This is a genomic window from Clostridium estertheticum subsp. estertheticum (assembly GCF_001877035.1).
GTDB classification, from domain to species: Bacteria; Bacillota; Clostridia; order Clostridiales; family Clostridiaceae; genus Clostridium_AD; species Clostridium_AD estertheticum.
Genome location: NZ_CP015756.1, coordinates 2,272,603 through 2,287,196, shown reverse-complemented (window position 1 = coordinate 2,287,196; position 14,594 = coordinate 2,272,603). Strand labels below are relative to the sequence as shown.

Below are 14,594 nucleotides of genomic sequence, written 5' to 3'. Positions count from 1 at the left end.
CCCTATTTCTTCAATAGTCTACATTATACCACAAAAATTTCACTAAAAATGTAGTCATATTTTTAAAAACGCAGTAATTATTCAATAAATTCAAAAAAGTGCTTATATTAATAACTAATTTAAATAAAATTTACTACCTTGTCATTTATAAAACTATTATTTTTATATTCGTCAACAAAAATGCGATACAAAACCCTTTCATTTATTAATGTTTGTACACAAATACCATCAGAATAAACTATATAGTTATGACCCTTAAATTCAAATTCACGCTCATTAGCCTTAATAGTATTAATCATAAGTTTATTAAATATATCAATTTCTTTAATAACATTTTTTTCTTCAATACCCTCTTTGCTTTCAAAATTAATTATCATAATACAACTTCCTCTCTATATTATTTAGATCTTATTTAATTACCCTAACCCATTTAGTACTTATACTATATAACAACTTTTCATTAATTCCTTTGATTTTAATTTGCATTTTTTCTTGATTCTAGCTGCTTCTTCAGTCAATTCGAATATACTTGTATAAGACTTATTTTTATTGATTACAATGGCAATAGATATACTCATTAACGGATAATTTCCATTAATGTTGTTCCTATTAACAGATTGTATGTATTTATTTTCTCTATCATACTCATTGTAGAAATTTATTATGTTAGTATCAAATTCATTTATTATATCTTCACAAAGATTGTATGCATTATGACCTGAAATTATTGCAACAAAATCATCCCCACCTATATGGCCTAAAAAACTATCTTTATAGAGACGTGTCTGTTAATGGGTTGGAATATTTTGCTACATTTAATTCGAACTCCATTGTTTTTTCAAGTAATGAAATTACAGTAACCACACCAAAATATTTATCATTTTTTTTAACAATTATATAATCATATAGTTTATCCTCTTCTCTTGATATAACAATTTTTGATACTATGTCTAAGGTGGTATCATAATCAATAATAAGTGGGTTTGAATCCATAATTAAGTGGATAGGTCTTTTCATATATATTGACCATCCATATTGAGTTCCAACCTTTGAAAAAAAATCAGAATTCATTAATACTCCAATTATTGAATAGCTGTTATTAACTATTGAAATACCTCTTATACTGTGATTACTCTTAAAAAGCTTGTCTACTTCGCTACATGTCGTTGTAGATAAAACCGGGCACACTTCCTTTGCAATTTCTCCTATTTTTACATTAGAACTTGGACTAAAACTATGTTTCCTCATATTAATATTTTTATCAACAATCCTTTTTTTTATTATCTCAGGTGGTTCCATTAAATTATCAGCTGGTCTATTTATTAAAAATCCTTGACCATAGTGTACACCTATTTCGATAAGAGTATAAAGATCATTCACATCTTCTATTCCTTCAGCAATAATTTTAGTATTTGTGGAATTTGCGAAATCAACAAAGGATTTAATTATTGCTTTTTTAAAATTGTCCCTAGTCACATTTGTTATTAAACTCATATCCATTTTAATATAGTTTGGTCTTGTTTTTGCAATAGTTGTAAGTCCAGAATAGCCTGTTCCTACATCATCAATAGCTATCTTATATCCCTGATTCTTATAATAATCTATCACTTCACTAAAGTTTTCATAACAATCAATTGAGGTTTTTTCAGTAATTTCAAATATAAGTGAGGTTGGACTAATATTATATTTTGCTAATAGTTCCTTAGTAAAACCTTTAATAAAATGATCATCTTTTAAAACAGCAGGGTCTATATTTACAAACAAAAATTTATCAGAATTATGGGTACTAAATGTCTTTATCGCATTTTTTCTACATGTAATTTCTAAGTCCCAAAGAAGGTCATGTGTTTTAGCCGATTCAAAAAGTATTTCAGGATTTATATACTTACTATCCTTGGGCCCCCTTGTTAGAGCTTCATATCCTATAACCTCTCCTGTTTGCATTGAGATAATTGGCTGAAAAACAGATCGTAATCTATTATTAAAAATAATTTCTCGAAGCTCATCTGACATATAGAATTCCCCCTTAAAATATACCATATATAGTATATTATCATAATAGTGTTAATATTAAGTTAAGTTTTTTTATGTTTACGTTAAAAATGCTCAATTAAGAATTGAAATGTATTTTTTATAAACACACGCTAACGCCTTGCGCAAATGACAAATACAAGGTAATGTATTAATATGAACTGATTTTATCTTGGTTAATAATAAAAACAAATATAAGGGTGTGATATATAATGATTAAAATATGTAAATCAAATGAAAGCTACAAGGAACTTAGTAAAGCCTTGAAAGATAATAATATAGAATTTGAACACAAAAAATGTTTAAACAAATGTGGTCTATGCCATAAACATCCAATTGCTAAAAACCATGGTGAATTTATATCTGCTGATAGCGTAGAAAAACTTGTTAAAAAATTAAAGCTAGACAAATAGTAATGGCGGATAGATTTAATAATCTATCCGCTATTACTATTTTATAAATCATTCAATTTTATCTGATACCCTTGGTACAAACCCATTTTCTTTCCAATATTCCTTCATACTATGCATTTTTTCTTTAATTTTATCATCTTTATTTAGTACAAAATTATAAAATTCTTCCTGACTATTAATTTGTTCTTTACCTCTTCTATCAATTCTCGTATAGATTCCATCTTTAGTCAAAATTCTAGCTTTTATTGTATCTGATAAAGATATGTATAAAATTTCTTTTATTCTGTCCCTTGCCTGTTGATCTTCAATTGGAAATAAAAGTTCTACTCTTCGGTCTAAATTTCTAGTCATCCAATCTGCACTTGATAAGTAAATTCCTTCCTGTCCATCGTTATAAAAATAGAAAATACGACTATGTTCTAAAAATCTACCAACAATACTTCTCACAGTAATGTTTTCACTTACACCTGGTATTCCAGGTTTAAGGCAACAAATACCACGTACTATTAAATCTATTTTCACTCCTGCTGTTGATGCCTTAAATAGAGCTTTAATAATCTCAATATCAACTAATGAGTTAACTTTTATAATAATTCTGGCTTTCTTACCCTTCCTCGCATTCTCCGTTTCCTCAATTATCATTTGTAAAAATCTATCTCTTAACTGTAATGGAGCAAGACTAAATTTATGTAAAGCTGTTGGTCTAGAATTCCCAGATAACATATTAAATAGAGCAGATGCATCTGCCCCAAAATAAGGATTCGATGTAAACAGACCCAAATCTGTATAAAGCTTTGCAGTGACATCGTTGTAGTTTCCCGTACCCATATGAACATAACGCTTAATGCCATCTTCTTCACGCCTTACTACTAGCAATATCTTACAATGTGTTTTAAGTCCCACAAGCCCATAAATTACATGACATCCTGATTGTTCTAATTGCTTTGCCCAAACTATGTTATTACTTTCATCAAATCTTGCCTTAAGTTCAACAAGTACAGTAACTTGTTTACCCATTTCAGCAGCCTTTACTAAGGCTTCTATAATAGGTGAATTGCCGCTTACACGATATAATGTATGTTTTATAGCAAGAACATCAGAATCAACAGCTGCTTGCCTTACTAACTCAACAATCGGTCCAAAGGATTCATATGGATGATGTAATAAAATATCTTTCTCTGTTATAGCTTCAAATATGTTGTTATATTTTAAAAACTGTTTTGATAACTGCGGTTTTATAGGTTTATATTCTAGTTTCTCATAACCCTTAATCCTTCCAATTTTCATTAAAAAAGTTAAATCTATTTGTCCGTTTATTATATACTCCTGATCTTTCGAAATTTCAAGCTCCCGCTCAAGAATTTCAAGCAATTTATTATTCATACCCTTCTCTATTTCAAGACGCACAGCTTTGCCCCATCTTCGTTGCTTTAAAGATGCTTCAATTGCCTCAAGTAAATCTTCCGCACCTTCTTCGTCTAGTGCCATATCGGCATTTCTTGTAATACGATAACAGCTTGCATCTATAATTTCATGTCCATTAAAAAGAGACTTTAAGTTCATTTTAATAATATCTTCTAAAAATATAAAAGCTAAACCACCTTCATCTGGAATTTTTACAAATCTGTCAAAAACAGAAGGTGCCTTTATTGTTGCAAAAATATTTTCCCCCTTATCATTTTTAAGAAGAATTGCAATATTCAAACTTTTATTTGATATCAACGGAAAAGGACTGCTTTGATTAACGAGCATAGGTGTTAGTACTGGAAAAATGTTTTTCGTATAATAGTTTTCAACATAATTAATCTGTTCTTTACTTAAATCATTAAATTTCAGAAATTTTATTTTTTCTTTTTCAAGGCCTTTTTTTAAGGACCGATTATAACAATTAGATAAACTAGAAACAAGTTTATGTACTAATATTCCTATTTGCTCCATTTGCTCTGTCGGCGTAAGTCCTGATGGTTCTTTTTTATCAAATTCAGCTGTAATTTGATCCGATAGTGAGCCAACTCTAACCATAAAAAATTCATCTAAATTTGAACTTACGATAGCTGCAAACTTTAACCTTTCAAACAATGGATTTGTTGTATCCTGTGCTTCTTCAAGAACCCGTTCATTAAACTGAATCCAACTTAGTTCGCGACTTATAAAATACTTAGGTAATGAATAATCAATCATATTTTATCCCCTCTTTATATTATTGGTTTAACACCAATTACTTCTTCAAAAAAATCTACATACTTTGAGAAATTCCATTCCTCTAAAATAATATCACCCTTAGACCTCAAGTTAAAAAACATATTATCCCTTGTTTCTAGTAGTTTGATTTCTTTTATTTTTTGCATATGTGATATATCTAAAGCTTCTGATAATTTTAATATTGCCGCTAATGTGGATACAATCATTTTATCAACATCACTTAAAACTCTATAATTATTATGCGCCATTATAGGAATTTCTTCTGAGTGGTACCTTGCTGAACTTGCAATAATCTCAATAGCAATATCGGAAAACCCAACAATACTCTGAGCTCTTATTATATTATAAGAATGGAAATTATGATTATTTGCACTTATAAAACCACCCACATCATGAAGTATTGCTGCAACCTGGAGATAAAGGCGTTCTCGTTCTCCTAACTTATGTAAGTTTTTTGTGTGATCAAAAATTTCAAGCGATAATTTTTCAACAAAAGTCGCATGCTCTTTATCAATTTGATATTTTTCTCCTATATACCAAACGGAACTTATGATATCGTGTATTAATTCTTCTTTTCGTGGAATATTTAGTATTTCATCAGATAAATCATATAAAATTCCTTGCCTTAGTGATAATTTAGGAATTTGAATTCCCTCTGCTTTAGTCATCTTAAGAAAGCAATAAAAAATAAGTATAGATGGTAGCAAAAGTTCTGCAGTCTTATTAGAGAGTCCAAAGGTGGTTTTAATTTGGAAATTATCCATGTTACTAATTTCCTTTGTAAGTGATAATAATGCTTCCTTTTTAATGTAATAATCTTTCTTATTAGCTCCACTCTTTTTTCTTATAATTCCACAGAGTGTATTTAACTCTCCTCCTAGTCCTAAAAAATGATTAATTTCAAACTTTTTAATTTGAGGCTTAAGTGTATATATTTTACTTTCTATATACTGTTGCATAGTCTCTGAAAATTCAATTGTCTTTGTTTCTAAATCAGATAAAGCCTCTCTTATTTTTAAAGAGCCAATTTTAACATGCTCTGTAAATTTTAATCTACCATCTTCATAAATCGATGTCTCCACTGCGCCAGAAGTAATATTAACAATTAGGTATTGTTCTGATTTTTTAATATCTATTGAGTTTACATGGTTTCTAACTGCTTTTAACATATAAAATTGTTCTTCTGCTACGTTTATTGATTCAACATTTAACCCTGTTCTAAGTCGTATTTGTTCTAAGACATATTGTTTGTTTTCAGCTTCTCTCATGCCACTAGTTGCTACTGCTTTGTAAAACTTAATTTTATAATCCTTCATAAGTCTAACAAACCCATTTAAATCATCACAAGTCTCATGAATTGTCTTAACAGAAATTCTAGCTTTAGAAAATGTATCTTTTCCTATTTTTGTAGGTTTTACTACCTCCTCTAAAATTATAATTTCCCCTTGCTTATTTATTTCTCCAATTGTCATTTTTAGATAGTTAGCACCCAAATCAATAGCCGCAATTATCTTCCATGCTTGTGCTGTACCCATAAAAAATCTCCTTTGTATAAAAAAATTCATATATATTGATACTACTATAATGTTTGTTATTATACAATAATGTATATTATATTTAACGAAACTTTAACCTAACTTTAACCATAAAAAAATATTTATTTATAAGGGGCATATTTATTAACACTTGCAAATATTATAACTATTAATTATTATAGACATAAGTTGTATAAAAAATGAATTTAAAAGGGGAATAGTCAAAATGAAAAAAATAGCCATAATTGATATAGGATCAAATTCTATACGTCTAGTAATTGTTCAAATAAACAAAGATAATTCCTTTAGAATAGTAGATGAAATTAAAAGGAGTGTTCGCCTTGGCAAAGATATAACCATAGATGGAGAATTAAATCCCTCTAGAATTGATAATGCTATATCTACTTTAGCTTTCTTTAAACGGTTGTGTTTTATTCAAGATATAAGTGAAATTTTAGCTGTTGCTACAGAAGCTGTCCGTAAAGCCACCAATCAAATTGAATTTTTAAACCGTGTTAAATTGGAACTTTCTATTGATATTCGCGTTTTAACTGGTATTGAAGAAGCTTATTATGATTATTTTGGAGCTATCAACAGTATGGATTTTTCTGATGCGCTAATAATGGATATTGGTGGAAGTAGTTCAGAATTAATTTTAGTCAAAAACAGAAAATTAAAAGCTTCTATAAGTTTACCCTTTGGTGCCATAAATCTCACAGAAAAGTTTTCACTTCAAAAAGTCATGAATGAGGAAAGCGAAGCTGAAATTAAGACATTTTTCACTTCCATTTATAATGATATTCCTTGGCTAAAAGAAGTTAACGACATACCCATAATTGGGATTGGTGGTACTATACGAAATATAGGTAAATTACATAAGAGAAAAACTAATTATCCTATAGATAATCTTCATAATTATATAATTCCTACAAATGAAGTTATAGCTATCTATGATCAGGTTAAAGTTAAAGATTCTTATCAAAGAAAAAAGCTTAAGGGGCTTTCAAAAGAAAGAGCCGATATTTTTGTTGGTGCTGCTGCATCATTAGTTTCCTTAATTGAATACCTCGATATAAAAGAACTCCATGTTAGCGGAAGTGGTCTTCGCGATGGTGTTTTATATGAATATATCTTTAATAGTAAAATACCTTTAGATGATGTCCTTGATTTCTCTCTTAATAATCACTTACTTAATTACAAAATTGACATTAAACATCCGAGTCACGTATGGATGTTAACTAAAACCCTATACAATGAACTTGATGCAATTATCGACATAAAAATAAACCCTTATAAAATTCTAAAAACTGCAGCAATGCTTCACGATATAGGGATTGTGATAAGTTATTTTGATCATCATAAACATTCTTCCTATATGATTGCAAACTCTAAAATTAATGGACTTACTCATAAAGAGCAACTAATGGCATCATACGTAGCAGCACTTCATAGAAAAAATGAATTTAAAATTGACTTGAAATTGTACCAAAATTTAATAACTAAACAAGATTTAGAGATAATAGATAAATTAAGCGTGCTATTACATATTAGCGAGAGCCTGGATAGTTGCTTAAATGGGAATATCCAATTTATTAGTTGCGACATTAGATTAGATACTGTAACTATAACCGTTGACGCAAAAGCTGACCCACTGCTTGAAATAAGTGCAGCAATGCAATGCTGTTCATCATTTGAAAAAACATATAATAAGAAATTAATAATAAAATAATATAGACTACATGCTTATAAAAGGCACCTATTTATTCGTAGATGCCTTTTCATATTAATTAAATTTAGAACCTTATGATTAACTATTATTTAAATCTAAATATTTAAATCTTAATATTTAAATCTAAATATTACTGCAACTATCTCTTATGATTAGTTTTGTGCTTAGTTTAATTCTGTTAACCTTTTGATTGTTATTATCTATTAATTCTAAAAGCATTTTTGCAGCATTTTCCCCCAGTAAATACATATTTTGATCTACCGTTGTAAGTTTTGGTTCAACAATACTCGAAATACAAATATTATCAAATCCAATTATCGAAACTTCATTAGGTACATCGAGATTCATTTTTTTACAAGCATTTAAAACTCCAAGTGCCATTAAATCATTACAGGAAAATACAGCAATAGGTGCCTTTAAGTTTGCTAGTTCTTTTCTCATTATATTCATTGTACCATCAACAGTATCGTAACTATTGCCTTCACCAACATCTATAATTTTCTTTTGAACAGTTAATTTATTTTCTTCCATAAATTTAATATAAACGTTTTCTTTTATATCATATGAGTAACTCTCTTTTCCTCGTACAAATATTATATTTTCATGTCCAAGTTTTAAAAGATACTCCATTGCTTGCCTTGCACCATTTGCTTCATCATTAAGTACAAAGTTACAATCTATGTCCTTATTATATCCATTGATTGATACAAGTGGTATATCTTTTCCTACCATTTCATAAAACCCACTTCTCATATTTTCTGTTTTGGGGTCAATTACTATAATGCCATCTACTTGTCTTCCCGTAAGTGATCTTATATATTTTATTTCTTCTGAAGCGTTATCAGCTGTATCACAAAGGTAAATTGAATAACCATTTATTCTAAGTTCATATTCAATAGCTTTAATTACAGTTGGAAAGAATAAATTGTCTATGCTTGGAACTAAAATTCCTATTGTTTTAGTATTTTGACAAATTAATGATCTTGCCAATGTGTTAGGACTAAAATTCAATTTTTCTACAGCTTTTTCAACTCTAATTTTAGTTTCTTCTTTAACAGGATAATTTTTATTCATAACTCTTGATACAGTACTCATAGACACATTAGCTTCTCTTGCGACATCTCTTATATTAGCTTTCATTTTGCCCTCCCATAAAGCAAGAAAATTTACATATATTAAGTTAACTAATTACTCGTATATGGAAATATTACTATTCAAATTAAAATTTGTAAAGATAAAGCTACCCCAATTTTGTGTTGAGGCAGCTTTATAGCATTAATAATGCTTTAATTATTGAATTAAATTAGTTTACTTTTGATAATGATGCTTCTAATTCTTTAACTATTTCAGCATGTTTCTTTTCTGTTAATTTAATTTTGAATAAAAAGATAACACCAGAGATAATCATTAATGCTGCTGGTAAATAGAAAGCCCACATTTTAAATGTTACAATACTTCGAGAGCTTATATCACTTGCTTGTGCATCTCCAATCATACCACACGTTACTGATATGAAACCTACAATACCATTAGATAAAGCACCTGCGAGTTTATCTAATAATGGACGAAGGGATAAAGTTACTGCTTCATTACGAACTCCATTTTTCCATTGTCCGTATTCAACTGAGTCACTTATTGTCATAAGCACTGCTAGAAAAATTAATTGATACGGAAAATAGAAGAATACTAGACCTATAATAATAACTGCCATTGAACTCGTTGATACTACGGAAAGTATCAAATATCCAATTAACATTGATAAAATACCAATTATGTAAACATATTTTCTTGAAATAAATTTAGTGATAATTGGGTAAAGTGGAACAGATATAATGCCACAAATTGCAGCTACAATACCTACAATTGAAAAAGCTGATATATTTCCAATTACATATTGGAAGTAAAGCATTAATACGGCTGTTGTAGCTACATACCCTATAGCAAATAAAAGATATGCTAGTGCCAACCACATTAATTGGTCGTTTTTAGTAAGTGCAGTAAATACATCTTTAAGTGAAGTTTTACCGTGTTGCTTACGTAAAACACTTTCTTGTTCTTTTGTGCCAAGAGCTACAATCCAACTTGTAACACCATAGATTATTGCAGCTATTAAACCAAAAGCGAACCATCCGCTAGCTCCTTGACCAGAGTGACCAGTAACTACTAAGGTAAAGAATGAAACTATAGGAATTACTACTAGTGTTGTTCCATTTGCCCCTAATGATGAAGCGAAACGTCCGAATGTTGCTAATTTTCCACGTTCTGCCGAATCATCACTAAGTGCTGGGATTATTGACCAAAATGCAATATCTTTAAATGAAAAAGCACAGTCTAATATGATGAAAACAATAATAAACAAAATTGTAAATAAAGTTTGGTTACTTGTTGCTAGTCCAAAAAAGTTAGTAAATAGCATTGCTAAGCAAATTGCACTGATTGTTCCACCAATACAAAGCCATGGACGGAATTTCCCCCATTTAGTTTTAGTGTTGTCTATAACGCTACCAATAATTGGGTCAAAGATAATTTCAACTAGTCTGATACCTACAACTAATGAGGTAACTAACCCTATCATTTTCATCTGAGTTTCCTTTGGAGCTCCTGCAAACATTGCTTTTGTAACAAAAATCATGAAATATGTTGATAATGCTTGATAAAAAATATCATGGCCGAATGCACCTGCTGCAAATGCAAATCTTTGTTTCATTTGATTCACTTGTTTCATTTTTATTTCCTCCTTGTATATTGGATAGTGTTAATGCTATCTTTGTTTTATTTATACATTCTTTTACTTTACAGAAATAGTCCATAAGGTATATCCCCTACTAAAATACCAATTATTTAAGCAACATGTCCACAATATCACCTTAAAATTTTTATAGGAAAACCTTTTCTATATTCCTAAATTTAATACGTACTTTTACAAGTACGCTTGTTTAGCTATAAAGAATTATGTAAAATCAAATAATTCCATTTAGGAAAACCTTTTCTTTCTTTTTATATATTAGCATATATTAGTCGTTTACACAATACTATTTTATTTTACAATCATATCCTTAATACTTCAGAATATAATTACATATTCTTTAGTTGTTCATTTTGTTTGGACATATAATCGTAAAAATATAAAAAAGATAGTAAAACCTTATTTCAAAGTTTTACTATCTTTTCCTATCCACTCTATTCTATTTTAAATTTATTAAAAGTTCGCCAGCCTTTACCTGTTGTCCTTCTTTAACATTTATTAACTCAACTACACCTGCCTTTGAGGCAATTACCCTAGTCTCCATTTTCATAGCCTCAACTACCATTAATTGTTGATTTTCGGTTACTGTATCTCCCTCTGCTACAAGGATAGATATAACGGTTCCTGGTATTGGAGATCCAACCTCTAAAGGATTTGACGGATCTGCCATTTGTGACATTTGGTAGTTTAACACATCCTTGTTGTTTTTGTCTTTGATTTTTATTTCACGTCTATTTCCATCAACCTCAAACACAAGAACTTTATTTCCTTCTAAATCTAATTTACTAATATGAAGTAACTTTATCATGTGAGTTTTTCCATCTGCAATTTCAGCCTCACAGGTTTCACCCTCATATAGTCCGTGAAAGAAAATATCGCTTCCAATTCTGCTTAAATCTCCATACTCCTGAATATATTTAATATAGTTATCAAATACATCTGGATATAATGAATAACTTAATATATCTTTTTTAGTTGGAGTTATATTAAATTTTTCTATTAAGTGTTTCTCCACCATATCAAAATCTTCATCTGGCAATAATTCACCTGGTCTACCTGTAATTGGCTCTTCACCCTTTAAAACTAGTTTCTGAAGTTTCTCTGGAAATCCTCCCATTGGTTGACCCATCATTCCTTTAAAGTAGGATACAACAGAATCTGGGAAGGACATTTTAATTGCTTTTTCATATATATTTTCTGGTGTAAGGTCATTTTGCACCATAAATATTGCAAAATCTCCAACCATCTTAGAGGATGGAGTTACCTTTACAATATCACCTACCATATCATTTACAACTTTATATGTTTCTTTAATTTCATTAAATTTATGTCCAAGACCGAAACTCTCTACCTGTGGTTTAAGATTAGAGTATTGACCTCCTGGGATTTCATATCTATAAATTTCAGCTGAACCAGAATTCAAATCTGATTTAAATTGGTCATAAACTGGTCTTACAGCATCCCAATAATCTGAAATCCCCTGAATTCCTTTAAGATCTATTCCAGTATCTCTGTCAGTATTTTTAAGTGCTGCAACAACTGAGTTTAAAGCTGGCTGACTAGTAAGACCTGACATACTGTTAAATGCAGTATCTACAATATCAACACCTGCTTGAGCCGCCATTAAAACTGTGGCAACACCATTTCCTGTAGTATCATGAGTATGAAGATGTATAGGCATTCCTACCTCTTGCTTTAAGGCATTAATCAGCTTAAATGCAGCATGAGGTTTAAGAAGTGCTGACATATCTTTTATGCCTAATATATGAGCTCCTGTTTTTTCAATTTCCTTTGCAAGCTTTATATAATAATCTAAATTATATTTATTTTTTTTATCATTTAATATATCGCCTGTATAACAAATACAAGCCTCTGCAACCTTACCACTTTTAAGAACCTCATCTATTGAAGTTTCCATTCCTTTAAGCCAATTTAGTGAATCAAATATTCTAAATACATCAACACCACTACTCGCTGATTCTTTAATAAATTCACGAACTATATTATCAGGATAATTCTTATAACCTACTGCATTCGCTCCACGTATAAGCATCTGAAAAAGTACATTAGGAATTTTTTTTCTAAGTTGTGTTAATCTCTCCCAAGGAGATTCATTCAAATATCTATATGCTACATCGAAAGTAGCTCCTCCCCACATTTCAAGAGAAAACAAATCAGTTCCATAAACAGAGGTAGCAGTTGCTATCTTTAACATGTCCTTTGTTCTCACTCTAGTTGCCATTAATGATTGTTGAGCATCTCTCATTGTTGTATCAGTTAATAGTAATTTGTTTTGTCCTTTAATCCATTTTAAAAGTCCTTCTGTCCCCTGAAGATCTAATATTTGTTTTGTTCCACTAAGTTCATTTGGCATTATTATTTTTGGAACTACTGGTACATCATAAAGTTTTTTAATACCATTGTTTTCATTAACCATCTTTTCACCAATAAATTTAAGTACTCTACTTTCTTCATCTGCCTGAGGTGTAATAGATATAAGTTCAGGATTTTCTTCAATAAAATTTGTATTGCATTCGCCCTTAAGGAAAGTAGGATGATTCAATACATTAATTAAAAAACCTATATTAGTCTTTACTCCTGTAATTCTAGTTTCCTCTACAGCTCTTATAGACTTCTTTATGGCATCTTTAAAAGTTCTAGACCATGATATGTTTTTTACAAGTAAACTGTCATAATAAGGACTAATTATCGCCCCAGCGAATCCATTACCTCCATCAAGTCTTATTCCAAAACCAGAACCAGTTCTATATTCTTCTATTTTCCCTGTGTCTGGCGCAAAATTATTAGAAGGATCCTCTGTTGTTATACGACACTGAATAGAAAACCCATTAACCTTTACATCATCTTGTGATTTAATTCCTATTTCAGGTGAATTTAAAGCATAATCTTCTGCTATAAGTATCTGACTTTGAACTATGTCAATACCAGTTACCATTTCTGTAACGGTGTGTTCAACTTGAACTCTAGGATTCATTTCTATAAAATAATGATTCCCCTTAGTATCTACTAAGAACTCCAATGTGCCGGCACTTCTATAATTTACTGATTTAGCAATTTTTAATGCATCATTACAAATTTCATCTCTTTTTTCCTGTGATATTGAAAATGCAGGAGTATATTCTACAACCTTTTGATGCCTTCTTTGGATAGAACAATCTCTCTCATGCAAATGAACAATATTTCCAAACTTATCTCCAAGAACCTGCACTTCTATATGTTTAGATTTTTCAAGATATTTTTCTACATAAAGATGGTCTATACCAAAAGCCTTTTTTGCTTCACTTTTAGCACTAATATAAGAAGATTCTAATTCGCTTGCATCGCGTACAATTCTCATGCCTCGTCCACCACCACCAGCGACTGCTTTTAGCATAACAGGGTATCCACATTTTTCTGCAAGTTCCTTTGCCTCATAAACTGTATCAACTTCTTTTTTATCTCCAGGTATAGTTGGCACTCCTACCGCATTTGCAACAATCTTAGATTTAATTTTATCTCCAAGACTATCCATCATTTCCGCAGTTGGTCCTATAAATTCAATACCTGCTTTAGCACATTTTATTGCAAATTCAGGATTCTCTGATAAAAAACCATACCCTGGATGAATAGCATCTACACCTTTTTTAAGCGCAATACTTATTATTTCCTCGATGTTTAAATATGCTTCAACTGGACTTCTATTTTTCCCAATTAGATATGCCTCATCTGCCTTAGTTTTGAATAGAGAATATTTATCCTCATTAGAGTAAATTGCAACCGTACGAATCCCAAGCTCATTACAAGCTCTAAAAATTCTTATTGCAATTTCACCTCTATTTGCTACTAGTACTCTTTTAAACTTTCTCACTTTCATTACCCCCTATATAGCCTTTTGTTCATTTAATTATTCATTAATCATTATTAACTAGAATACATGA

The 14,594-nt window shown here is 30.1% G+C and carries 10 protein-coding genes; 2 read left to right on the top strand and 8 right to left on the bottom strand.

Annotated features, from left to right (window positions below; translation table 11 throughout):
- Positions 1-119: 119 nt before the first annotated feature.
- From A7L45_RS10500 to A7L45_RS10495, 3 genes are all read right to left on the bottom strand, one after another.
- Complete coding sequence (locus A7L45_RS10500) at positions 120-377, bottom strand: hypothetical protein (protein WP_071612721.1); 258 nt, start codon at positions 375-377, stop codon at positions 120-122.
- 60 nt (positions 378-437) lie between these two features.
- The gene (locus tag A7L45_RS23200) at positions 438-578 is read right to left on the bottom strand and encodes a hypothetical protein (RefSeq protein ID WP_162523150.1); all 141 of its coding nucleotides are present in this window, start codon (positions 576-578) and stop codon (positions 438-440) included.
- A gap of 193 nt (positions 579-771) precedes the next feature.
- Positions 772-2,013, bottom strand: coding sequence for an EAL domain-containing protein (locus tag A7L45_RS10495; RefSeq protein ID WP_169829589.1), 1,242 nt, complete (start codon positions 2,011-2,013; stop codon positions 772-774).
- 230 nt (positions 2,014-2,243) lie between these two features.
- Between A7L45_RS10495 and A7L45_RS10490 the strand changes: the two genes are divergently transcribed.
- On the top strand, positions 2,244-2,444 hold the full coding sequence (locus A7L45_RS10490) for a DUF1450 domain-containing protein (protein ID WP_071612720.1): 201 nt from the start codon (positions 2,244-2,246) through the stop codon (positions 2,442-2,444).
- Between the two features lie 48 nt (positions 2,445-2,492).
- Here A7L45_RS10490 and A7L45_RS10485 read toward each other — a convergent pair whose 3' ends face one another.
- Entirely contained in the window at positions 2,493-4,625 is a 2,133-nt protein-coding gene (locus A7L45_RS10485) for an RNA degradosome polyphosphate kinase (protein WP_071612719.1), read from the bottom strand.
- Between the two features lie 14 nt (positions 4,626-4,639).
- Positions 4,640-6,181 carry a Ppx/GppA phosphatase family protein gene (locus tag A7L45_RS10480; protein ID WP_071612718.1) on the bottom strand — a complete coding sequence of 514 codons (1,542 nt, stop codon included), beginning with the start codon at positions 6,179-6,181 and terminating at the stop codon, positions 4,640-4,642.
- A 226-nt stretch (positions 6,182-6,407) separates the two neighbouring features.
- Here A7L45_RS10480 and ppx point away from each other — a divergent pair, with 226 nt between their 5' ends.
- Positions 6,408-7,910: an exopolyphosphatase gene (gene ppx, locus A7L45_RS10475; RefSeq protein WP_071612717.1), complete on the top strand. Its 1,503-nt coding sequence runs from the start codon at positions 6,408-6,410 to the stop codon at positions 7,908-7,910.
- A gap of 123 nt (positions 7,911-8,033) precedes the next feature.
- Here ppx and A7L45_RS10470 read toward each other — a convergent pair whose 3' ends face one another.
- From A7L45_RS10470 to A7L45_RS10460, 3 genes are all read right to left on the bottom strand, one after another.
- Positions 8,034-9,050: a LacI family DNA-binding transcriptional regulator gene (locus A7L45_RS10470; RefSeq protein ID WP_071612716.1), complete on the bottom strand. Its 1,017-nt coding sequence runs from the start codon at positions 9,048-9,050 to the stop codon at positions 8,034-8,036.
- Between the two features lie 163 nt (positions 9,051-9,213).
- Complete coding sequence (locus tag A7L45_RS10465; protein ID WP_224616962.1) at positions 9,214-10,635, bottom strand: glycoside-pentoside-hexuronide (GPH):cation symporter; 1,422 nt, start codon at positions 10,633-10,635, stop codon at positions 9,214-9,216.
- Between the two features lie 460 nt (positions 10,636-11,095).
- The gene (locus A7L45_RS10460; protein ID WP_151553963.1) at positions 11,096-14,524 is read right to left on the bottom strand and encodes a pyruvate carboxylase; all 3,429 of its coding nucleotides are present in this window, start codon (positions 14,522-14,524) and stop codon (positions 11,096-11,098) included.
- Between the last annotated feature and the right edge of the window lie 70 nt (positions 14,525-14,594).

What these genes read in the sequence shown, in the direction of transcription:
- A7L45_RS10485 (WP_071612719.1), bottom strand. Translation starts at nt 4,625, where the DNA reads ATGATTGATTATTCATTACCTAAGTATTTTATAAGTCGCGAACTAAGT.
- A7L45_RS10470 (WP_071612716.1), bottom strand. Translation starts at nt 9,050, where the DNA reads ATGAAAGCTAATATAAGAGATGTCGCAAGAGAAGCTAATGTGTCTATG.
- ppx (WP_071612717.1), top strand. Translation starts at nt 6,408, where the DNA reads ATGAAAAAAATAGCCATAATTGATATAGGATCAAATTCTATACGTCTA.
- A7L45_RS10480 (WP_071612718.1), bottom strand. Translation starts at nt 6,181, where the DNA reads ATGGGTACAGCACAAGCATGGAAGATAATTGCGGCTATTGATTTGGGT.
- A7L45_RS23200 (WP_162523150.1), bottom strand. Translation starts at nt 578, where the DNA reads ATGAGTATATCTATTGCCATTGTAATCAATAAAAATAAGTCTTATACA.
- A7L45_RS10495 (WP_169829589.1), bottom strand. Translation starts at nt 2,013, where the DNA reads ATGTCAGATGAGCTTCGAGAAATTATTTTTAATAATAGATTACGATCT.
- A7L45_RS10465 (WP_224616962.1), bottom strand. Translation starts at nt 10,635, where the DNA reads ATGAAACAAGTGAATCAAATGAAACAAAGATTTGCATTTGCAGCAGGT.
- A7L45_RS10490 (WP_071612720.1), top strand. Translation starts at nt 2,244, where the DNA reads ATGATTAAAATATGTAAATCAAATGAAAGCTACAAGGAACTTAGTAAA.
- A7L45_RS10500 (WP_071612721.1), bottom strand. Translation starts at nt 377, where the DNA reads ATGATAATTAATTTTGAAAGCAAAGAGGGTATTGAAGAAAAAAATGTT.